Raw genomic sequence first — 21,406 nt, 5'->3', positions numbered from 1 at the left:
TCAGGCCGCCCCGCTGTCGGGCTGCTGCAGCCACCAGTCGTTCTCCCGGGCCCACGCGATCGTGGCGGCCAGGCCGTCCCGCAGCGACGTGCGGCACTCCCAGCCCAGGATCTCGCGGGCCTTGGTGGTGTCCGGGATCCGGCGCGGCAGGTCCTCGTAGGAGGCCAGCTTCTTCGTCGTGTCGACGTCGATGACCTCGGTCCGGGCCCCGGTCAGCTCGCCGATCAGGCCGACGACCTCCCCGACCGTGGTCTCCACCATGCTGCCGATGTTGAACGCCTCGCCCCGGGAGTCCGGGTGCGTCGCGGCGAGGATCGTGCCCTCCACGGCGTCCTCGACGAAGGTGAAGCACCGCGTCTGCGTGCCCTCGTCGTAGACCACCATCGACTCGCCGTTGAGCGCCCGGTGGACCGACCGGCTGACGATGTAGGCGGGCCGCTGGCCGGGGCCGTACGCGTTGAAGAAGCGCACGATCGTCGCGTCCAGCCCGAGCTGGCGGACGAACGCGAAGGTCAGGTGCTCGGTCACCGACTTGGTGGAGGAGTAGACCCACCGCGTCGAGGAGGTGGAGCCGAGCACCCGGTCGTCGTCCTCGCGCCACGGCACGGCCGGGTTCTTGCCGAACACCTCGCTGGTGCTGGCCAGGATCAGCTTCGCGCCGGCGCGGTGGGCCGCCTCCAGCACATTGCGGGTGCCGATGACGTTGATGTCGATGACGTCCAGCGGGCGGGCCAGGTACTGGTCCACGCCGACCACCGCGGCCAGGTGGTAGACGACGTCGACGTCGTCGGAGATGACCGCGGAGATCGCGGCCGCGTCGCGGATGTCACCCTGGACGTACTGCACCCGGCCGCCGGCGACCGGCCGCGCGGGCGGCGCCCCGTCGAAGACGGTGACCCGGTCACCCCGTTCGACCAGCCGCTTCACCAGGTGGCCCCCGATGAACCCGTTGCCCCCGGTGACCACGGCCCGGCGGCCGGTCGAGAACTCGACGACGTTGGTCATGCCGCCAACTCCCCTTCTTCGGCCGCACCCGGGGCACTGCCGGCGACGGCCGGCGTGGTGCCCCGGCCGATCCCCCGGTAGACGTAGCCCAGGTCCTTGAGCGCGTCGATCTTGTCCTTGCTGTAGTAGGCCCGGCCGTCCAGCACCAGGCAGGACTCCGCGACCGGCAGTGCCGCGAAGTCGATGTCCTCGAAGTCCCGGTGCAGCGCCAGCACGGCGATGCAGTCGGCGTCGCGCACGGCGTCGTCGAGGTTCTCGGTGAGCGCGAAGCCGAACAGGTCCTCGGCCAGGCGGGGATCGACCAGCGGGTCGTGGATCCGCACCGTGGCGCCGGTCTTGCGCAGCACCTCGATCATCCCCTGCGTGGGCGTGGCCCGCAGGTCGCCGGTGTTGTTCTTGAACGCGAGGCCGAGCACGGCCACCGTGGCCTGCGTCGGGTCCTTGCCGAGCTCGGCGAGCGTGTCGATCGCCAGCCGCGCGGTGTACTCGGGCATCCCGGCGTTGACGTCCCGGCCCGCGGCCGCCGTGCGGATGTCGACGCCGTGCCGGCGGGCCGACGCCCAGACCATCCACGGGTCCTTGGTCAGGCAGGAGCCGCCCACGCCGACGCTGGGCAGCAGGATGTTGACGCGCCCGTTGCCCTTCGTGATCGTGTTGGCCCCCCGGACCACGTCGAGCACGTCCACGCCGTAGAGCGCGCAGAACTTGGCCAGCTCGTTGGCCAGCGCGATGTTCAGGTCGATCCACCAGTTGTTGGCCAGCTTGACGACCTCGGCCGCCTCCATGCTGTCCAGCGGGATGACCTCGACCCCCAGGGTCTCGCGCCAGAACCGGGTGACCGCGAGGGTGCTGTCCGCGTCCAGGCCGCCCGCCACGATCGGGAGCGTCCGGACCTCGCGCATGGCGGTGCCCTCGGCGAGCCGCTCCGGGGTGAACGCGAGGCCGAAGTCGGCGCCCGCGGTCAGCCCGCTCTGCTCCTCCAGCATCGGCCGGACCACGCCCCGGGTGGTGCCCGGCGGGACGGTGCTCTTGAGCACCACCAGCTGGCCCTCGCGCAGGTGCTTGCCGACCTCGACGCAGGCGCCGCGAAGCTGTTCGTCGGCCAGGGACCCGTCCTCGAGCACCGGGGTGCCCACCGTGATCAGCACGACGTCGGTGGTGCCGAGCGCGCTGGTGTCGGTGGTGATCCGCAGCTTGCCGGCCGCACGGGCGCGGGAGATCGCCTCGGCCAGGCCCGCCTCCTGGAAGCGGCAGTGGCCCCGGTCGAACTCCTCGACCAGCTCCGGGTTGGCGTCCACGCCGACGACGTCGAACCCGAGGTCGGCCAGCGTGGCCGCGATGCACGACCCCACGTAGCCGAAGCCCAGGACGGCCACCGAGGGATCCTTGTAGTCGGATACAGCTCGCATCTCGTCTCCATCGAGAGAAAAAGCTCGGTCTGACAATCGTTTGGCAGCCGGTCAAGTCGTCACACCGTGGATGCCGGGCAAAACGGTCGAACAATTGTCGGCCCGAGCGTGGTGCGTTCCATCTTTCGACTTGCCGGGCACATTTTTTCCGGTAGTACGACGACCGGGCAAAGGAGGAGAAGCGACCACCAGGTCCGAGCCCCCCAGGCCCTGTCCCAAAGTCGTGATTTTTTCGCCGGTGAGACGGTTGACTTTTTCCGCGTGTAGTCAGACACTAACAATCAGTGGGTGGTGATGTTGGTTTCCGACACGAGGCGGGCGATCGACCGATGGTGGAACACGCTCAGCCGGCCAGGCGCCGCCGGCGGAGCACCCGGCCGGCCTCCGGACGGCACGGCCGAGTCCGGCGGGGGCGCCGCCGAAACTCGACCGGGTGATACCTGAACCGTCCGGAGGACCGGGGTCGATGCCGCCGCCGGGACGCGGCCGGGCGGCAACCGCGGGACTCAGCCGTCGATGATTTTCAGTTCGGGGAACGGCTGGATCAGCGCGCCGCGGAAGCCGGACTTCCGCAGGTTGGCGATGACCTCGTCCGCGATGTGCCAGGACATCAGCAGCGCGTACTCCGGCTGCCCGTCCCCGCACAGCTCCTCTTGGCTGATGATCGGGGTGTGGGTGCCGGGGAACAGCTTGCCGACCTTGCGCGGGCTGATTTCGGAGACCACGTCGATCTTGTCGGGCCCCAGCTCGCAGTAGTTGAACATCGTGATCGCCCGCGCCGGCGCGGACACCGCGGCGACCCGGGCGCCGGTGCTCTTCAGCTCCTGGATCAGCCCGACCAGGCGGTCGCGGTGGTCCTTCACCCGGTCGGCGAACCTGGTGTAGATCATCGAGTCCGTGAGCTTCAGGCCGTTCTCGAACTCACGCAGCTGCGTCACCGACTCGTGGATCTCGTGGGCGCCCTCGAACCCGGCGTAGACCCGGATCGACCCGCCGTGGGTCGGGATGCGCTCGACCCGGACGACCTCGAGACCGTGCAGCTTGAACACCGCGTCCAGCGCCGTGAGCGAGTAGTACCGCGAGTGCTCGTGGTAGGCGAAGTCGTACTGCAGGTCCTCGAGCAGGTCCGGCAGGTAGTGCGACTCGGTGACGAACAGGCCGTCGCCGGCGAGCAGCGCGGTGACCCCGTCGAGGACGTCGCGCAGGTTGGTGACGTGCGCGAACGTGTTCAGCGCCAGCACCAGGTTCGCCGGTCCGCGGCTCGAGCGCAGGTCCGCCGCGAGCGCCGAGCCGAAGTAGTCCCGGACCACGGGTGAGCCGGCGGCCGTCGGGGCGCCGACCGGGTCGACCCCGAGGACGTCGAACGAGCGCTCGGCCAGCGCGTCCAGCAGGCTGCCGTCGTTGCTCCCGATCTCGACGACGGTCCGGCCGGTGGCCCCCGTGTACAGCTCCGCGAGCTTGTCGGCGAGCCCCTGCAGGTGCTTGCGGTAGCCGGCGGTCAGCCCGGCCATGTGGTGGTAGTCGTCGCCAGCGAACAGGATGCGCTCGCTGACCGACTCCATGACCTGCACCAGGCTGCACTGCTCGCAGAATCCGAGCGCGAGCGGCCAGGCCTGCTCGTTCTCCGCCTCCTCCTGGTTCGCCAGGAAGTGGACCGCGGGCTGCAGGCCGAGCGACAGGAACTCGCGGACCTCGACGTCCCCGCACGTCTGGCAGAATGTTCTTCCGTCACTCACGACGTAACTCCTTTGGACAATGGGAAACTCGGTGGACGACAGCGCGAAGCGACTCGGGCCGTACGGTTCTGCGGTAGAGCCACCGTACGGCGACCGAATTCCGCCGTCGTCTCGCTTATTGCTTCGCCGTTGCAATTATCGGCAGGCCGTCGTCACCGGGTCCGGTGTTCGGCGGTGAGGCGCTCGAGAACGGGAACGAATTCACTCGGGCTGGGCGTGGAGAGCCAGTTCCGGTAAATCTTCTTCGCGCCTTCCTTGAACGACTCGCCGTCGAGGACCTCGAGGATCTGCCGGCGCATTTCGAGGGGGTCGGGCTCGGTGATGTTCATGACGAGACCGGCGCCGGAGTCGGTGGCGTAGCGGGCCAGCGCGGGGCCGAGGCTGTACCGGGACCGGCCCAGCTTCCCCTCGCCGGAGTCCGGCGTCGCGAAGATCGCGTTGCCGACGAAGTCGACGACGATCTGCGGGATGCCGTTGGCGATGGCGGGCAGCACGGTGCCCATGCCGCCGTGGTGGATCAGCAGGTCGCAGGTCGAGATCAGCTGGTTGAGCGGGACGTACTCGACCACACGCACGTTGTCGGGGATCTTGGTGACCTCGGACAGCTGCTTGTCGTTGAGGGTCGCGACGACCTCGATGTCCAAGGTGGACACGGCTTCGAGCAGCGCGGGGATGTGCGACCAGCCGCCCGCCATGAACGACCGCTCGGACAGGCCGAGCGAGATGGCGACGCGCGGGCGCTCCGGCTTCGGGTAGATCCAGTCGGGGAGGACCTGCTGCTTGACGTGCGGGATCCAGCGCATCGGCAGCACGTGGGCGGAGATCTCGGGGCCGATGGCCGGCGGCTGCGGGTTCACCGTCCACTGCCCGACCAGCAGCTCCTGGTTGACCTCGACGCCGTAGCGCTCGGCCATCCCCCGGATGGTCTCGGCGATCGGGTTGTCCACGTGCTCACCGCCGGGGCGGGCGTTGACCTTGGCGATCGTGTCCATGCTGCGGCAGAAGACGTCGGGCGCGGTCCACCACCGGGCGTGCGCGGCGCCGACCGCGACCGCGGCGACGGCGGTGCCGGGCATGCAGGGGTCCCAGAGCACGAGGTCGGGCTGCCAGGTGCGGAAGAAGCTCACCAGGCCGTCCATGGCGGGCATCTCCGTGGCCGGGTCGGCCCGGTACGGCAGGAAGTCCCACATCGACGGCACGTAGTACTGGGTCAGCACGTCCCAGTGCTCGCGGTCGGGGTCGTCCGGGCCGAAGTCCAGCCCCGCGGTGATCTTCGCGAGGTCCTCCCGCTCGGTGACGTACGGCGAAGCAGGCCCGAGGAGCGGGGTGCTGTCGGCTTCGCAGACCGAAACGGGCGTCAGGCCCATCGAAGCCGTCTCCGCGGCGATCGCCGGGTGGGTGGCCACGACCACTTCGTGGCCGGCCGCCTTGAGCGCCCACGCGAGCGGGACGATGGGGTACAGGTGTGCCGGTGCCGGCCAGATGGTGAAAGCCACGCGCATGGTGGAACTCCTTGGACGTCTTTCGGGCGCTGGGGAATCCAGGTGCCGGGGAGTGCTGTTGTGGTGGTGGGAGATCGGATCGTGGTGGCGACGTTCTGGTTGGCGGGGTGGCGATGTGCATCGAAGCCCGGACCCCGGATCAGGAGTGTCGACGCGTGTCAGATCCAGGCCAGTCTCCGGCCCGCCCGGCCCCCCGGGCATCTCCTGGACTGCGGCCCCCCGCCGGGACGCGGGGTCCGCGCGCGTGCCCTACGCTCTCTGTGACCGGCGACCGCCGGCAGCGTGACCGGAGGAGTCGAGGCTCGGATGACGGCAGGGCGGCTGATGCCGACTCAGGACGACGTGCTCGGCTACTTCAAGACGCTGTCGAACTGGGGACGGTGGGGCGACGAAGACGAAATCGGCACCCTGAACCACATCACCGACGACGTCCGGCTGGCGGCCGCGCGGGCCGTGCGGCACGGCAAGAGCGTGTCGTGCGCGTGGGAGGTCGCCGTACCGGACGACATGGCGCGGTCGACGACGTCCTGCCCGTGCTCGGCCGAAATGCCGGGCGCCGAGCACATGCCGGTGCTCTTCCGCAACGACCGGCGCTGGGGGTACTCGAACGAGCACCTCGGCATCCTGTTCCACGGCAACACGATCACCCACGTCGATTCGCCGTGCCACATCTTCTGGGACGGGAAGATGTACAACGGGCGGCCGCACTCGCTGGTCGACGAAGAGACGGGCTCGGCGTGGGGCGCCGTCACCGCGGCGGCGGACGGGATCGTCACGCGGGGTGTCCTGCTGGACGTCGCGAAGGTCCGTGACGTGCCGTGGCTGGAATCGGGCGAAGGCGTGTTCCCCGAAGACCTCGAGGAAGCCGAGCGCCGCCAGGGCGTGCGCGTGCAGCCCGGCGACGCGGTGCTCCTGCGGACCGGCTACGGCCGCTCCCGGCACGAGTCCGGCCCGGACGGCGGGTTCACCCAGGCGGGCTGGCACGCCTCCTGCCTGCCGTGGCTGCACGAACGCGGGGTCGCGCTGATCGGCGCGGACACCCCGCAGGACGTCCAGCCGTCGGGCTACCGCGACGTGCTGATGCCGGTGCACGCCGTGGGCCTGGTCGCGATGGGCCTGTGGCTGCTGGACAACTGCGACCTCGAGGCGTGCGCGACGACGGCGGAAGAGCTGGGTCAGTGGGACTTCCAGCTGGCGCTCGCGCCGATCCGGTTCGCCGGCACGTCCGGCAGCCCGGTCAACCCCATCGCCACCTTCTGAGCGTGGCTCAGAGCTCCTGGACCAGCCCGACGATGATGCCCTCGGGACCGCGGACGTAGCAGTAGCGGCAGAAGTCCTCCACCTGCGCCACTTCGCGGACGAGCCGGGCGCCGTGGGTGGCGAGGCGGGCGAGGACGTCGTCGAGGTCTTCGACGGCGAACGTCAGGCGATGACCGCCCAGGGTGTTCACGGGCGCGTCCGGGTTGCCGTCGTGGGCCGGCGGAGTCAGGAACTTCGTCAGCTCGATCCGGCCGTGGCCGTCCGGTGTCCGCACGGCGGCGATCTCGGCCCGGACGTCGTCGAGCCCGACGACCCGGTCGACCCAGTCGCCGCGCAGGGCCGCCTCGCCCTCCTTTTCCATGCCGAGTTCGAGGAAGAAGGCGATCGCTGCCGGAAGGTCATCGACAACAACGCCGACGTGGTCGAGTCGCTGAATTGTCATTTTGTGAGCATAATTTCCGGCGCTAGTGATTCACTCGACGCCATTTTGAGCACTCACGGAGTCGCCGGTGCGGATCCGGCCGCCCTACCGTCGACGCGACCCGCCGACCGAAGGAGTAGCTCGTGAGTGACGCAAAAGCTCCCGGCGGCGATCCGCTGCGGTTCGGGATCCTCGGCGCGGCCACGATCGCCACCTACGCGATGGGCCAGGCCGCGGCGGCGAGCGGCGACCGGCTGGTGGCCGTCGCCGCGCGGGACCGCGGCCGGGCCCAGGCGTTCGCCACGGCCCACAAGGTGGAAAAGGTCCACGACGACTACGCGGCGGTCCTCGCCGACCCCGAGGTCGAGGTGGTCTACGTCCCGCTCCCCAACGGCATGCACGGCGCGTGGACCCGCGCGGCCATCGCCGCCGGCAAGCACGTCCTCGTCGAGAAGCCGTTCGCGGCCAACGCGGCCGAGGCCGCGGAGGTTGCCGCGGTCGCCCGGGACGCCGGAGTCGTTGTGGTGGAAGCGGTCCACAACATGCACCACCCGGTGCTGCGGCGGCTGTTCGAGATCGTCGGCTCCGGTGAGCTCGGCCGGATCACCCGCGTCGAGACGTCGGTGCGCATGCTCCCGCCGCCCGAGGGCGACCTGCGGTGGTCGTGGGACCTCGCCGGCGGGGTGCTGATGGACCTCGGCTGTTACGCGCTGCACCTCCAGCGGCAGCTGGGCGTCTTCGCGGGCGGGGAACCGAAGGTCGTCACGGCTTCGGGCACCGAGCGCTCGCCCGGGGTGGACAGCTCGATCACCGCCGACCTGCTGTTCCCCGACGGCGCGACCGGCTACCTGCACTGCGACATGGACGCCGACGTCGTCTGGTCGAGCAGCGCCCGGGTGGTCGGCGAGCGCGGTGAGGCGCTCGTCTGCGACCCGGTCCTCCCCCAGTTCGACGACCGGATCGTCGTCACCGGACCGGACGGCGAACGCACCGAGCGGCTCGGCACCGACGCGAGCTACTACTTCCAGCTCGAAGCGCTCCGGGCGCACCTGCGCTCGGGAGCGGAGTTCCCGTACGGGCTCGACGACACCGTGGCCACCGCCGAGCTGATCGACGCGGTGTACCACGCGGCCGGGTTCCCGCTGCGCCGGCGCACAACACTGAGGAGCGCGTGATGACCGACCCGACGCAGCGGCCGCTTCGCTTCGGTGTGAACATGACCTACCCCGCGCCGGGCGCGAAGTGGGCGGAGAAGTGCCGCGCGGCCGAGGCCGCCGGCTACAGCGTGATCTCCATGCCCGACCACCTGGTGGCGCCCGACCCGCGGGTCGCGCGGGACCACCCGGCGACGCCGTCGCCCTTCCCGGGCCTGGTCCTCGCCGCCGCCGCGACGGAAAAGGCCCGCGCCGGCACCCTGGTCCTCAACACCGCCTTCTACAACCCGCTGATCCTCGCGCGGGACGTCGCGACGACGGCCACCCTGCTGGAAGGCCGGCTCGAACTGGGGCTCGGCACCGGGTACGACCGGACCGAGGTCGAGTCAGCGGGCCTGCAGTGGAAGAGCCCGGGCGAGCGCATCACCCACCTCGAGACGATCGTCGACGCGATCCACGCGGCCGTGACCGAGGCCGGCGCGCCCCCGCCGCCGTTGCTGATCGGCGCCCGGGGTCCCCGCATGCTGCGCTACACCGCTTCGGTGGCGGACATCATCGGCTTCACCGGGATCGAGAAGGCCGCCGACGGCGTCACCCTCCGGATCGCCGAGCACGACGAGGTGGCGCGGCACGTCGCCGTGGCCCAGGAGGCGCTGGGCTCCCGGGCCGGCGACGTCGAGTTCAACCTCCAGATCGCGAAGGTGATCGTCACCGACGACCGCGAAACGGCCGCCGCCGAGTTCGCGAACCTGCTCGGGATGGAGACGCGGCAGATCTCCCACGCGCCGAGCCTGCTCATCGGCACCGTCGAAGAAATCGCCGAGCAGGTCCGGTACAACCACCGGAAGTTCGGCTTCAGCTATTTCTCGGTGATCGAAGCCGACCACCAGGAATTCGCGAAGGTCATTCCGCACCTCTAACCACCGGCGATCCGGCTCAGGGCCGCGAAGAACACACCCGTGATCTTCGCCGGGTCCGGGGCGACGAAGGCCTGCCCGCCGGTCGCCGCGGTCAGCTGGTCCAGCTCGGGCTGGTCCGCGTCCGGGCCGACACCCACGCCGATCAGCGGGATCGGGCGGCGCGGGTCCTGCAGCTTCGCCAGCTCGGCCAGCAGGTCCGCGCGGGAGATGCCGTGCGGGTCCTCGTTGCGGCCGTCGGTCATCACGATGACCAGGTTCAGCCGGCCGGGCTCCCACTCGCGCCGGGCCGTGCGGTACGTGTCGAGAATGCTGTCGTAGAGCCCGGTTCCGCCGTCGGGCGTGGCTTTGAGCTGGCTCAGCTTCTCGAGCGCGCCGCCGGCCAGGTGCTGGGAGACCGCGGCCATCGGCAGGATCTCGCGGTAGTCCTTGTCGCCGTCGAGCCGGGTCGAGAACGCCAGCATGCGCAGCCGGGTCGTCGGCCGGAACAGGTGCAGGGCCTTGGCGGTGGCCTGGGTCGTCAGCTGCATCCGGTTCAGCCCGGTGCCCGGCACCTGCGCGTTCATCGACCCCGAGACGTCCAGCAGCACCTGCACCCGCGCGCTCAGGTTGACCCCGGCCCACTGGCCGAGCAGCTCGTCGACGCTCGCGGCGGGCGGCAGGTTCGCGGTGCGGATGCCGGCCGGGGCCACCCGCGGGTCGTCGGCGTGGTCGCGCAGCGCCTGCCCGCCCGCGGCGCGCAGGCCGGTCTTCGTGATGGCGTCGGCGCCGGCGTCACCGAGCAGCGCGTCCCGCAGCGCCTCGACGACCGGCCGCTGTGCCGGGGTGATCCCGCCCAGCTCGGCGAACGGGTAGTCCAGCGTCGGCACGGCGGTCGAGTAGACGGCGACCAGCGGCGACGCCGTGTCCTCGATGTTGTGGCGCAGCAAGGAGTTCTCCGACACGGGGAAGGTCGTCACCGCGGCCGTGCCGCTCGGGTCGCCCGAGCCCGGCAGCCGGGCGATCAGGTCGGTCTCGCCGCCGAGCGTGTTCGCCGAAAACCGCCTTAGCAGGGCGACGTAGGCGGCGGCGGGCTCGGCCGCCGTCCGGACGGTCTCCCGCAGGCCGAGCAGCGCCGACGCGCCGACCGCGTCGCGGGCCGGGTCCGGGATCCCCGGGACGGCCCCCGGCGCACCCAGGACGTCGGTCCAGCTCGGCGTGCGCTCGGGCCAGCCGAGGCCCTTGGCGACGTCTTCGGCGACGGCGAGCACCACGGGCGAGCTGGCCACCGACGCCCCGGACTCGGGCACGTCGGCGGCGCCGAGCTGACGCGCGCGGCGCAGCGCGAGGGTGGAGTCCGGCACCCAGACCTGCGCCCGCGGGCTGCCGTCGGAGAGAGCGAGCCGCTCGGCGGCCGGCGTCGCCTCCCGGGTCTCCACCGCGACGGAGGCGCACGGCAGGTCGAGACCCCGAGCGACGAGCGAAAGCGCGGGCGCGATGTCGGCGGACGCGGTGACCAGCACCTGCACGGGCTGCTGACACGGTGGCTTCGCGGTGACGACCGAAACGGTGACCCAGGCACCGGCCCCGAGGACGAGCACCAGCGCCGTGGCCACAACGGGAACCAGCAGCCGGCGTCGTCTTCCGTCCGGCGAGTGACGTCCCATCGGCGCGGCCTCTCTACGCGAGGCGAGGTGGGACCCAGGTTAGACCGCAGCCGACCGCCACCACGTGCTCCGGACGGCCTAACAGCCCTGCCTCTTAGGGGAAATCCTCATCCTGCGGAGGGATCCGCCCCCTCCCGGAGCGGGATGTCCGCGCCCGGCGGGCCCGAAACACTGGTCCGCATGAAGCCGACACGAGCCGACCAGCGCCGGGCTCGCCGGGCGCTGATGCGGCAGAGCGTCATCGTCGCCTTCGCGCTGCTGGTGAGCAAGCTGGCCGGGTGAAACGCGGAACGCCCTCCGCGCTCCAGGGGGAGGCGAAGGGCGTTCCGCGGACCGAGCTCAGACCGGGATGACCGTCGGGACGATCATCGGGCGGCGGCGGTAGGTGTCGGCGACCCAGCGGCCGACCACCCGGCGGACCGCCTGCGCGATGCGGTGGGTGTCGGTGATGCCTTCGGCCTCCGTGCGCGCCAGCTCCATCTCCACCAGCGGCACGACGGCGTCGAGCGCCTTCGGGTCGTCGGAGAAGCCGCGGCCGGACACCGTCGGGCTGCTGACCGCGCGGCCCGTGCTGGAGTCGACCGCCACGCTGATCGAGATGAACCCGCCCTCGCCCAGCACCAGCCGGTCGGACAGGGTCGACTCGCCGACGTCACCGACCGAGAGGCCGTCGACGTAGACGTGCCCGACCTCGACGCGGCCGGTGCGGGACGCCTTGCCGTCGACCAGGTCGACGACCACGCCGTCCTCGGCGATGACCACGTTCTCCGCCGCGACGCCGGTGCGGACCGCCAGCTCGCCGTTCGCACGCAGGTGCTTCCACTCGCCGTGGACCGGCATCACGTTGCTCGGGCGCACCGCGTTGTACAGGTAGAGCAGCTCCCCCGCCGACGCGTGCCCGGACACGTGCACCTTCGCGTTGCCCTGGTGGACGACGTTCGCGCCGAGCCGGGTCAGGCCGTTGACCACGCCGAACACCGCGGTCTCGTTGCCCGGGATCATCGAGCTGGCCAGCACGACGGTGTCGCCCGCGCGGATCGAGATCTGCCGGTGCTCACCGCGCGCCATGCGCGACAGCGCCGAGAGCGGCTCGCCCTGGGAACCCGTCGAGACGAACAGGACCTTGCTCTCCGGCAGGGTGCTCGCCTGGTCGAGATCGACCAGCAGACCGTCCGGGACGTTGAGCAGGCCCAGCTCGGCGGCGATGCCCATGTTGCGGACCATCGAGCGGCCGACGAACGCGATCCGGCGGCCGTGGCGCAGCGCGGCGTCCAGCACCTGCTGGACGCGGTGCACGTGGCTGGCGAAGCAGGCCACGATCACCCGCTGGTCGACGCGGCGGATGACGTCGTCGAGCACCGGGCCGATGTCGCGCTCGGGCATCACGAACCCGGGGACCTCGGCGTTGGTCGAGTCGACGCAGAACAGGTCGACACCCTCGTCGCCGAGCCGGGAGAACCCGGCCAGGTCGGTGAGGCGCCCGTCCAGCGGGAGCTGGTCGAGCTTGATGTCGCCGGTGTGCAGGACGACGCCCGCCGGGGTGCGGATGGCGACGGCCAGCGCGTCCGGGATCGAGTGGTTCACCGCGAAGAACTCGAGGTTGAACACGCCGACGTCGCGGCGCTCGCCCTCGCGGACCTCGATCAGCTTCGGCCGCTGCCGGTGCTCCTTGGCCTTCGCCGCGAGCAGCGCGTTGGTGAACCGCGAGCCGTAGATCGGCAGGTCCGGCCGCAGGCGCAGGAGGAACGGGACGGCGCCGATGTGGTCCTCGTGCCCGTGGGTGAGCACGAGGCCTTCGATGTCGTCGAGGCGGTCTTCGATCGCGCGGAAGTCCGGCAGGATCAGGTCGACGCCGGGCTGGTCGTCCTCGGGGAAGAGCACCCCGCAGTCGACGATGAGCAGCCGGCCGCCGAACTCGAAGACGGTCATGTTGCGCCCGACCTCGCCGATGCCGCCCAGCGCGACGACGCGCAGGGCCCCGGCGGGCAGTTCGGGCGGGGCGTTGGTGGGGCCTGGACCGGGGGGAAGTGAGCTCACCGAGGCAGGGTCCCAACGCTGGTGTGCGAGGTCGGCGCCACGTAGGCGGCCCTCGAATCTGCTTGTGCCACCCGCTCACCATGCCAGTCCTGGGCCGCCGTGTCGCCCAGCGGCACGCCGCCCTGGGCCAGATCGGCGGCGATCAGGGCGGTCTGGTCGGTGCTCGGCGCCACGATCGGGAGCCGCGGGGCGCCGATGTCGAAGCCACGCAGGCGCAGCGCCGTCTTGCTGAACGCGACCCCGCCGACCCGCGACATCGCGCGCAGCACCGGAAGCATGCCGCGGTGGTTGGTGCGTGCGGTGGAGGTGTCGCCGTTCTCGTAGGCGTCGATCATCGCGCGGATCCGGCCCGCGACGACGTGACCGATCACACTCACCACGCCGGTGCCGCCGACGGAGATCCAGGGCAGGTTCAGCCCGTCGTCGCCGGAGTAGTACGCGAGGTGCGTGTTGGCGATGACCTCGGAGCCGGCGATCAGGTCGCCCTTGGCGTCCTTGACCGCGACGATCCGCGGGTGCTCGGCCAGCCGCAGCAGCGTGTCGACCTCGATCGGGACGACCGAGCGCGGCGGGATGTCGTAGAGCATCACCGGCAGCTCGGTCGTGTCGGCGACCGTGGTGAAGTGCGCGTACAGCCCGGCCTGGCTGGGCCGCGAGTAGTACGGCGTGACGACCAGCAGGCCGTGCGCGCCCGCGGCTTCGGCCTGCTGGGCCTGCTCGATGCTGTGCGCGGTGTTGTTGGTGCCCGCGCCGGCCACGATCGTCGCGCGGTCGCCGACGGCCTCGACCACCGCGCGGATCAGCTCCTGCTTCTCCGTGTCGCTCGTGGTCGGGCTCTCGCCGGTGGTGCCGTTGATGACGAGACCGTCGTTCCCCAGCTCCACGAGGTGCTCGGCGAGCTCCTGCGCCCGCTTCAGGTCCAGTGCGCCCTCGGCGTCGAAGGGGGTCGCCATCGCGGTGAGCACACGCCCGAACGGCCGTCCGGGCGCTGCGGTAGGTGGGGTGGACATGCCCAGACGGTACCCCGTCCGCCCGGCGAAAACCGCGCCGACCTGGTCACCCCCGGCCAAGTGCGGAGGATTTCCGCGAGTCGGCCGCTCGTCGCGGAACTTCTACTTGACCTTGGTCACGATCGGCGCGGAGATCGGGCCGCCGTCGGCCTTGGCGAGCACACAGTAGAACTCGCGCGTGGGGTATTCGCCGCTCTCGGTGGGGACGCTCTGCCACTCCTGCTGGGTCGGCACGAGCGCCCGGTACTTGAGGCCGTCGCGCTTGGCCTCCGGGACGAGCGACGAGCGGAACGAGGTCGCGCAGCGCGCCTCGGCCGCCGCGGTGGCGGCGGCCTGCCCCGGGTACGCCGCGACCGCCGCGTCGGTGTCGTTCCAGTTCGTGGTGCCGATGACGTCGCCGGCGTCGTAGATCTCGAGGGTGTGGCTGTCCTTGCAGTCCCCGTCGTTGTCCCCGCTGATGACCCCGCCGTCCTGGACCGCCGCGTTGTAGCAGGGGTAGCTGGAGCTGGCGTCGACGCGCATCTGGCCGCCGAGCCCGAACGTCACGGTCGGCAGCTTCTGGGCGTCCGGCGTGGGTGTCTCGTACGCCTTGCCCGCGAAGAAGCCGCCGACCAGGGCGGCGACGACCGCCACCGCGGCGAGCGAGAGCCACAGCACGCGGAGGTTCCGCTTCGGCGGCTGCGGCGCCATCCGCGTCACCGGCTGGACCATCGCGGTGCCGCCCGGCGGGGTCGGCCGCACGCCCTGCGCCGTGGTCAGCAGGTTCTGCGCCTGGGCGGCGGTGAGGCGCGCGTCGGGGTTGGCGACGAGCAGGCCGAGGATGGCCGCGGCGATCGGGCCCTGGCCGCGGGTCAGGTACGGGATCTCGGTCATGATCGCGTGCAGCGTGGCGGCGGTGGTCGCGCGTTCGAACGGGATCGAGCCTTCGACGGCGAAGAACAGCGTCGCGCCGAGCGACCAGAGGTCGGACGCGGGCAGCGCTTCGCGGCCTTCGACGCGCTCCGGCGCCATGAACGCGGGCGAGCCGACGATCATGCCGCTGGTGGTCAGGCGCGGGTCGTCGACGGCGTGGGCGATGCCGAAGTCGGTGAGCTTCACGCGGCCGTCCGGCCCGACCAGGATGTTCGCCGGCTTGACGTCGCGGTGCACGATCCCGGCCGCATGGGCCGCCTGCAGCGCGGCGAGCACCCGCTCCCCCATCAGCGCGGCCTGCGCGGCGGGCATCGGGCCGCGCTGGCGCACGAGGTCGGCCAGCGAAGGCGCCTCGACGAGCTCCATCACGATGAACGTCGTGCCGCCGTCGGTGACGACGTCGTAGACCGTGACGACGGCGGGGTCGTTGAGCCGCCCGCCGGTGCGCACCTCGCGCAGCGCGCGCTCGGAGAACACCGCGGCGGACTCGGCGTCGGGCAGCCGCAGCTCCTTGACCGCCACCTGGCGGCCGATGACCTGGTCCTGGGCCCGCCAGACGACACCCATGCCGCCCCGGCCGAGCTCACCGAGCAGGGCGTAACGGCCGGCAACAACCCGCTGACCAGGCGTGACGGGCGCCTGTGGCGGGTACGGCCGGGTCTGTTCGTCGGTCACGGTGCTCCTTCAAGCGGCGGTCGCGCAGATGCTAGTCGGACCGTCGCGCGCCGCCGAAGGTTCCACGAAATCAGGTCCGCTTGAAGGTCTCCCCGCGGTACGGGAGCCACCGGTAGCCGGGGGCGAAGTCGCTGAACTCGGCCCGCCGGCCGGTCGCGGCCCAGATGTCCTCGCTGACGACCAGACCGGGGAACCGCGTCAGGTTCGCGCCCTCGGCCATCAGCTCGTCGTAGCTGCGGAACCGGTCGGTCTCGACGCCGGCGAGGGCGTAGCGGTAGACCGGCGGGGCGGTGCGGAGCTGCCAGTAGAGCCGCCGCCCGGCCGCCGTCATCGCCGTGGCCTCCTCGCCGGACTGCAGACCGGACTGGCTCACGCCTTCGGGCGCGACACCGCACCACCAGCCGGCGCCGTCGGAGAAGACACGCGCCGGCCAGCCGTCGAAGTGGCGTGCGAGGTCCCGGGCGTGGGTCTCCCGCCCTCCGCATTCGGCGTTCAGCGCGAAGATCCAGGCCATGGCTGCGGCCTCCCTGCTCTTGGTCAGCCGGTGAACGTCAAGTAGACCAGAACCAGGTTGAGGGTGATGATGACGGCCGCGATGAGACACGCCGCGACCGTCGTCAGGCGGTGGTTGGCGTCCGCGCCCATCAGGTCGCGGTCGGCGGTCAGCCGGATCAGCGGCACGAGCGCGAACGGGATCCCGAACGACAGCACGACCTGCGAGACGACCAGCGCCGCGGACGGGTCGGCGCCCAGCGCCAGCACCACGACCGCCGGGGTGAGCGTGACGAGCCGGCGCAGGACCAGCGGGATCCGCTTGTGCAGCAGGCCCTGCATGATCATCGCGCCCGCGTACGCGCCCACCGACGTCGAAGCCAGGCCGGAGGCGAGCAGGCCGATCGCGAACATCAGCGCGATGCCCGGGCCGAGCGCCTGCGCGACGGCGCCGTGCGCGCCCTCGATGCTGTCGACGCCCGTCTGGCCCTGGAGGTTCGTCGCGGCGAGCAGCAGCATGCCGAGGTTCACCGCGCCGGCCAGCAGCATCGCCAGGCCGACGTCGGCGCGGGTGGCGCGCAGCAGCCGGCGGCGCGTGGTGACGTCCGGGAGCCCGTGCCGGTCGCGGACCAGGCCCGAGTGCAGGTAGACGGCGTGCGGCATGACGGTCGCGCCGAGCATCGCGGCGGCGATGAGGACGCTGCCGGAGCCGTCGAACCGCGGCACCAGCCCGCCGAGCGTCTCGGCCGCGGACGGCGGCTCGACGAACAGGCTGGCCAGGAACCCGATGGCGATGACCAGCAGCAGGCCGGTGACGACCCGTTCGAACGTCCGCTGGCCGCCGCGGTCCTGGACCGCCAGCAGCGTCAGCGAGACCGCGCCGGTGATCAGGCCGCCGGCCACGAGCGGCAGGTCGAACAGCAGGTTCAGCGCGATCGCGCCGCCGACGACCTCGGCCAGGTCGGTGGCGATGGCGACGACCTCGGCCTGCAGCCAGTACGCCAGCCGCGCGGGCCGGGACAGCCGGGCGCGCAGGGCCTCCGGCAGCGACCTGCCGCTGACCAGGCCGAGCTTCGCGGACAGGTACTGCACGAGGACGGCCATCAGGTTCGCCGCGACGATCACCCAGACCAGCAGGTAGCCGTAGCGGGCGCCGGCGCTGATGTTGGCGGCGACGTTCCCTGGGTCGACGTAGGCGATCGCGGCGACGAACGCCGGACCCAGCAGGGCCGACCCGGTGCGCAGGCGCGACGTCAGCTTCGGCCGCGCGGCCTCGGTCACAGCCATGACGCCTGCCTCTCAACCGGATGTCGGGGACCCCAAATCGAAGTTTAGGCGTGCCGAACTTTCGATTTCAAGGGTGACGGCTCCCACCCTCGTGCCAGGGGTACCCGTGAACCGGTCCGCGAAGCGGGATCAGGGGTGGGAGACCTCGTGGCCCGACTCGCGCAGCGCCTTCACCGCCTCGTCGAGGTCGGTGGCCCGGACCAGGATGTGGTCGGTGTCGAAAGTGGACATCGAGAACAGCGCCACCCCGGCTCCGGCCAGCTCGGACGCGAGCGCGGCGATGATGCCGGTGAGCGTGAACTCCAGCGGCCCGCGGACCGAGAGCAGGCGCCAGCCGTCCTCGGCCGCCGTGCTGCCCGCCGGTTCACGCCCGGCCGGGCAGATCACCGAAAGCTCTTCGGGCGTGCGCGTCACGGAAACGAACGCGGGTTCGCCGGGAGCGAGCAGCTCCGCGGGGACGTGGGCGTCGGCGGGCAGCCGGACCACGGCGTATTCGCCGGGCCGGACGTCGATCGCGAGTCGTTTCATCAGCCTTCCAGGACCTTCGGGCTCGTGGCGATCTCGGTGCCGTCCGGCAACGTCGAGATGGTGAAGTCGGCGAACACGTTCGGCGCGGCCTTCTGCAGCTCGCGCAGGCACGCGACGGCCAGGTCGCGGAGCTCGACGTCGGCGTGCTCGGTGGCGCGCATCGCGACGAAGTGGCGCCAGGCGCGGTAGTTCCCGGTGACGACGATGCGCGTCTCGGTCGCGTTCGGCAGCACCGAGCGCGCGGCCTGGCGGGCCTGCTTGCGGCGCAGGCTCGCGGCCGGGGCGTCGGCGAACTTCTCTTCGAGCCCGGCGAGCAGCTCGGTGTAGGCCTCGGCGCTCGCCCGGGTCGCGGCGACGAACTTCGCGTGCAGCGCCGGGTCGTCCGCGATCACCGCCGGCTCGACGACGGCCGCGTCACCCTCCGGCACGTACCGGCGCGAGAGCTGGGAGTAGGAGAAGTGGCGGTGGCGGATCAGCTCGTGGGTCAGCGAACGCGAGATCCCGGTGAGGTAGAAGGTCACCGAACCGTGCTCCAGCACCGCGAGGTGGCCGACGTCGATGATGTGCTCGAGGTAGCCGGCGTTGGTCGCGGTGACCGGGTTCGGCTTGTCCCACGACTGGTAGCAGGCCCGGCCGGCGAACTCGGCGAGCGCTTCGCCGCCGTCCGCGTCGGTCGACCACGGCACGTCCTCGGGCGGGAAGAACTCCGTCTTCGCGATCAGCTGCACCCTCGGTGCCCCGGTTCCGGCCACGTCCGCACTCCTAACGACGACTCCCGACCGCAGCCTATCCGCGCACGGCCGCCCACTCCCGGGGGACACGAGCTCCTTGACTGACACCACGAGTGACGTCATAGTGGTGTCATGGACCTGACGCCGTACATCGCCAACCTTCGCGAGGACCTCGCGAACACGGCTGCCGCCGGGGACGAGCAGACCCGGCGGGCGGCCGCGCTGCTGTCCTCCGCTCTCGAACCCGCCGTCCGCCTGACCCTGATGAACGCACTGGCCGACCTGGCCGCCGAGGTCACGGCCGCGCTGCCGGGCCAGGTGGTGGACGTGCGGCTCGACGGCCGTGACGTCCGCGTGGTCGTCACCGGAGCCGCCGAAGAGGAGCCGCCACCACGGGCGACACCACGTGACACCACCATGCCACCGCTGATGGACGGCGGTGACATCTCGCGCATCACGCTGCGCCTGGTCGAGCAGATCAAGGGGCAGGCCGAACGCGCGGCGCAGGCGCAGGGCGTCTCGTTGAACACGTTCGTCTCCCAGGCGGTGCAGGGGGCGCTGGGGCACGGCTCGCTCGGCGCGGGCCCGAAGCACCACGGGAAGGGCGGCGGCCAGTCCGGCTCGCGCCTGCACGGCTGGGTCGAAGGCTGAGGGGAACGACTATGAGTGACGAAGACCAGACCACACCGGAGACGCCGGCCGAGGAAACTCCGCCGCCTTCGTCGAACGACGAGCTGGTGCGGGTCGACGAGTTCGAGACCGACGTCCCGCTGGAGCTGGACCTGGGGGTGACGATCGGGCGCGTCGAGGTGGTCCTCGACGGGGACTCCGGCGCGCGGGTCGAGCTGCGGCACGACCAGGGTGAGCAGCAGCCGTGGGTGGCGGGCGTGAACAGCCTGCTGTCGTGGGTCGGCGAGCGGTTCGGCGACCAGCTGGGGGTCGACCCGGGCGCCTCCCCCGCCGAGGCGGTGCGGCAGAGCCGGATCGAGAAGCTCGGCAACCGCCTGGTCGTGCAGGCGCCCAAGGCGTGGCAGCTGCGGAACGTGGCGCTCGCGGTGAAGGTGCACGCGCCGGCGGGCTCCCACGTCGAGGTCCGGGCGGGCGCGGCGGACGTCACGGTGACGGGCTCGGCCGGCCGCGTCGACCTGCTGACCGGCTCCGGCGAGGTGAAGCTCGACCGCGCCGACGGCTCGGCGACGATCCGCACGGGCAGCGGAGCGATCAAGCTCGGCCCGACGCTGGGCGGGCTCCAGCTGCGCAGCGGCAGCGGCAGTGTCGAGGCGTCCTCACTGGCCGGGTCGGCGACGCTGGCCACGGGCACGGGCGACGTCTGGCTGGGCGCGGTCTCGGGCGAGGTGATGGCCCGCACGGGCAGCGGCGACCTGTCGGTGGCCGACGCGGGCTCGGGCACGCTCGACCTGATCACGGGTTCGGGCGAGGTCCGGATCGGCATCCGCACCGGCACGGCGGCCGAGGTCGACCTGACCTCCAGCGGCGGCCGGGTGTCGAGCGAGCTGGACGTGTCCGACAGCGCCCCGGAGGGTGGAGTGAAGCTGAAGATCCGGGCGCGAACGGGCTCCGGCAACGCCGTGGTGACGCGCGCGGCCGGCTGAGTAAGGGGGAAGACGGGCCGTTTCCGGTGGGGGCCGGGAACGGCCCGTCGCCTTGCCCGGCTGTTGTCCGGTGCGCGCACCGGCTCGGCCCGGCCTGGGCGGCTTGCTTGCAGGCTCGTAGGCGGCGACCCGACTCTCCGAGCCGCCGGACCACTCCCGGCGCGCCCGGCCGCCGCCAGCCACTCTTGCGGTGCCTTCGCATGGATCCGGCCCCCACCGCGATCGCCACCAGTTCCGCCGCAGCCCCGCGCTATCCCGCGACCGCCGCCAACCACTCCCGCGGCGCCTTCGTATGGATCCGGTGGCCCACCGCGATCGCCGCCAGTCCCGCCGCGGCCCGCGCTATCCGCGACCGCCGCCGACCACTCCTGCGGTGCCTTCGCGTGGATCCGGTCCCCCACCGATCCCGCCGCAGCCCCGCGCTATCCCGCGACCGCCGCCAGCCATTCCTGCGGCGCCTTCGCGTGGATCCGGTGGCCTACCGCGATCGTTGTCGTCTTGGCTGTTGGTAGGGCCTTCGCCAGCAGCTCATACCGCGACTGGTCCAGGTGGCTCGACGGCCCACCGGCGAGGACCAGCGTCGGCGCCGTGATCCTCTCCAGTCCTGCCCACCACTCCGGCTGCGGTTCGCGCAGTCCCCTCAGCACGTCCCGCACCATCACCGGGTCGAACTTTCCGCTCACCCTCGCCAGCGCGCGCATCGCGAGCCCGGCCGAACGCTTGCGTGCCGGGGACGCGTCGGCGCTGGTTCGCCTCGGGACGGGCATTTCCTCGAGCACCAGCCGCGCGATCCGGTCGGGCCGTTCCATTGCGACCAGGCTCGCCACGAACCCGCCGAGCGAGTGGCCGATCAACACCACCTGGCCCTGGTCCGGCAGGGCCGCCAGCACCGCGTCGCGGAAGGCGGTCAGCGGGTAGGCGTCCAGCCGCGGGCCGCCCGGATGTCCCGGCAAAGCCGGGCAACGGACATCAACACCGAGCGCCGATCGCACCGGTTCCCAGGTGGCTGGGCTGCTCATCGCCGCGTGCACGCAGACCACGCCGGGGACGGCGCGCACCTCGCGGCGGGGC

At 71.8% G+C, this 21,406-nt stretch carries 19 protein-coding genes; 5 read left to right on the top strand and 14 right to left on the bottom strand.

The genetic code is table 11. The features are described 5' to 3' along the window. The 4 genes from ACZ63J_RS39765 to ACZ63J_RS39750 all read right to left on the bottom strand — a co-directional run bounded on the left by ACZ63J_RS39765 (position 1) and on the right by ACZ63J_RS39750 (position 5,652). Positions 1-1,005: an NAD-dependent epimerase/dehydratase family protein gene (locus ACZ63J_RS39765; protein WP_465309837.1), complete on the bottom strand. Its 1,005-nt coding sequence runs from the start codon at positions 1,003-1,005 to the stop codon at positions 1-3. Beyond that, a complete protein-coding gene (locus ACZ63J_RS39760) occupies positions 1,002-2,414 on the bottom strand; it encodes a nucleotide sugar dehydrogenase (RefSeq protein ID WP_465399311.1) in 1,413 nt (470 codons plus the stop codon). The genes ACZ63J_RS39765 and ACZ63J_RS39760 overlap by 4 nt, the downstream gene beginning before the upstream one ends. A 506-nt stretch (positions 2,415-2,920) precedes the next feature. Then, positions 2,921-4,150, bottom strand: coding sequence for a class I SAM-dependent methyltransferase (locus ACZ63J_RS39755; protein ID WP_465335183.1), 1,230 nt, complete (start codon positions 4,148-4,150; stop codon positions 2,921-2,923). A gap of 152 nt (positions 4,151-4,302) precedes the next feature. Next, positions 4,303-5,652 carry a nucleotide disphospho-sugar-binding domain-containing protein gene (locus tag ACZ63J_RS39750; protein WP_465399313.1) on the bottom strand — a complete coding sequence of 450 codons (1,350 nt, stop codon included), beginning with the start codon at positions 5,650-5,652 and terminating at the stop codon, positions 4,303-4,305. Positions 5,653-5,958: 306 nt separating this feature from the next. Here ACZ63J_RS39750 and ACZ63J_RS39745 point away from each other — a divergent pair, with 306 nt between their 5' ends. Continuing rightward, positions 5,959-6,912: a cyclase family protein gene (locus ACZ63J_RS39745; RefSeq protein WP_465399314.1), complete on the top strand. Its 954-nt coding sequence runs from the start codon at positions 5,959-5,961 to the stop codon at positions 6,910-6,912. A gap of 7 nt (positions 6,913-6,919) precedes the next feature. Here the strand turns inward: ACZ63J_RS39745 and ACZ63J_RS39740 are convergent, their stop codons facing one another. After that, a complete protein-coding gene (locus ACZ63J_RS39740; protein ID WP_465309832.1) occupies positions 6,920-7,354 on the bottom strand; it encodes a VOC family protein in 435 nt (144 codons plus the stop codon). A 122-nt stretch (positions 7,355-7,476) separates the two neighbouring features. Between ACZ63J_RS39740 and ACZ63J_RS39735 the strand changes: the two genes are divergently transcribed. Both ACZ63J_RS39735 and ACZ63J_RS39730 read left to right on the top strand, forming a co-directional pair. Continuing rightward, entirely contained in the window at positions 7,477-8,508 is a 1,032-nt protein-coding gene (locus ACZ63J_RS39735; protein WP_465399315.1) for a Gfo/Idh/MocA family protein, read from the top strand. Then, positions 8,508-9,407, top strand: a complete 900-nt coding sequence (locus ACZ63J_RS39730; RefSeq protein WP_465399316.1) for a TIGR03621 family F420-dependent LLM class oxidoreductase — start codon at positions 8,508-8,510, stop codon at positions 9,405-9,407. The genes ACZ63J_RS39735 and ACZ63J_RS39730 overlap by 1 nt, the downstream gene beginning before the upstream one ends. On the opposite strand, the gene ACZ63J_RS39725 is transcribed toward ACZ63J_RS39730, so the two are convergent. The 8 genes from ACZ63J_RS39725 to thyX all read right to left on the bottom strand — a co-directional run bounded on the left by ACZ63J_RS39725 (position 9,404) and on the right by thyX (position 18,743). Further along, positions 9,404-11,050: a VWA domain-containing protein gene (locus tag ACZ63J_RS39725; protein WP_465399317.1), complete on the bottom strand. Its 1,647-nt coding sequence runs from the start codon at positions 11,048-11,050 to the stop codon at positions 9,404-9,406. The two genes, ACZ63J_RS39730 and ACZ63J_RS39725, sit on opposite strands and share 4 nt — an antisense overlap. Positions 11,051-11,389: 339 nt before the next feature. Continuing rightward, positions 11,390-13,087: a ribonuclease J gene (locus ACZ63J_RS39720; RefSeq protein ID WP_465399318.1), complete on the bottom strand. Its 1,698-nt coding sequence runs from the start codon at positions 13,085-13,087 to the stop codon at positions 11,390-11,392. Next, positions 13,084-14,097: a 4-hydroxy-tetrahydrodipicolinate synthase gene (gene dapA, locus ACZ63J_RS39715; RefSeq protein ID WP_465399319.1), complete on the bottom strand. Its 1,014-nt coding sequence runs from the start codon at positions 14,095-14,097 to the stop codon at positions 13,084-13,086. Before dapA ends, ACZ63J_RS39720 begins: the two co-directional genes overlap by 4 nt. 102 nt (positions 14,098-14,199) lie before the next feature. Next, complete coding sequence (locus ACZ63J_RS39710) at positions 14,200-15,684, bottom strand: serine/threonine-protein kinase (protein ID WP_465399320.1); 1,485 nt, start codon at positions 15,682-15,684, stop codon at positions 14,200-14,202. Between the two features lie 70 nt (positions 15,685-15,754). Then, a complete protein-coding gene (locus ACZ63J_RS39705; RefSeq protein ID WP_465399321.1) occupies positions 15,755-16,198 on the bottom strand; it encodes a hypothetical protein in 444 nt (147 codons plus the stop codon). Between the two features lie 23 nt (positions 16,199-16,221). After that, the gene (locus ACZ63J_RS39700; protein WP_465399323.1) at positions 16,222-17,463 is read right to left on the bottom strand and encodes an Nramp family divalent metal transporter; all 1,242 of its coding nucleotides are present in this window, start codon (positions 17,461-17,463) and stop codon (positions 16,222-16,224) included. Positions 17,464-17,592: 129 nt separating this feature from the next. Beyond that, on the bottom strand, positions 17,593-17,991 hold the full coding sequence (locus tag ACZ63J_RS39695; RefSeq protein ID WP_465399324.1) for an ACT domain-containing protein: 399 nt from the start codon (positions 17,989-17,991) through the stop codon (positions 17,593-17,595). After that, a complete protein-coding gene (gene thyX / locus ACZ63J_RS39690; RefSeq protein WP_465399325.1) occupies positions 17,991-18,743 on the bottom strand; it encodes an FAD-dependent thymidylate synthase in 753 nt (250 codons plus the stop codon). The genes ACZ63J_RS39695 and thyX overlap by 1 nt, the downstream gene beginning before the upstream one ends. Positions 18,744-18,854: 111 nt before the next feature. Between thyX and ACZ63J_RS39685 the strand changes: the two genes are divergently transcribed. Both ACZ63J_RS39685 and ACZ63J_RS39680 read left to right on the top strand, forming a co-directional pair. Then, positions 18,855-19,373 (top strand): toxin-antitoxin system HicB family antitoxin, encoded by a 519-nt coding sequence (locus ACZ63J_RS39685; protein ID WP_465309820.1) that lies wholly within the window; start codon positions 18,855-18,857, stop codon positions 19,371-19,373. Positions 19,374-19,384: 11 nt separating this feature from the next. Continuing rightward, positions 19,385-20,335, top strand: coding sequence for a DUF4097 family beta strand repeat-containing protein (locus ACZ63J_RS39680; RefSeq protein ID WP_465399326.1), 951 nt, complete (start codon positions 19,385-19,387; stop codon positions 20,333-20,335). A gap of 422 nt (positions 20,336-20,757) precedes the next feature. Here ACZ63J_RS39680 and ACZ63J_RS39675 read toward each other — a convergent pair whose 3' ends face one another. Beyond that, on the bottom strand, positions 20,758-21,366 hold the full coding sequence (locus ACZ63J_RS39675; protein WP_465439877.1) for an alpha/beta fold hydrolase: 609 nt from the start codon (positions 21,364-21,366) through the stop codon (positions 20,758-20,760). Between the last annotated feature and the right edge of the window lie 40 nt (positions 21,367-21,406).

This window comes from Amycolatopsis sp. NPDC104863 (genome assembly GCF_055582965.1).
Note: the sequence above shows the minus strand (reverse complement) of the source record. Positions and strands in the feature narration are given on the sequence as shown.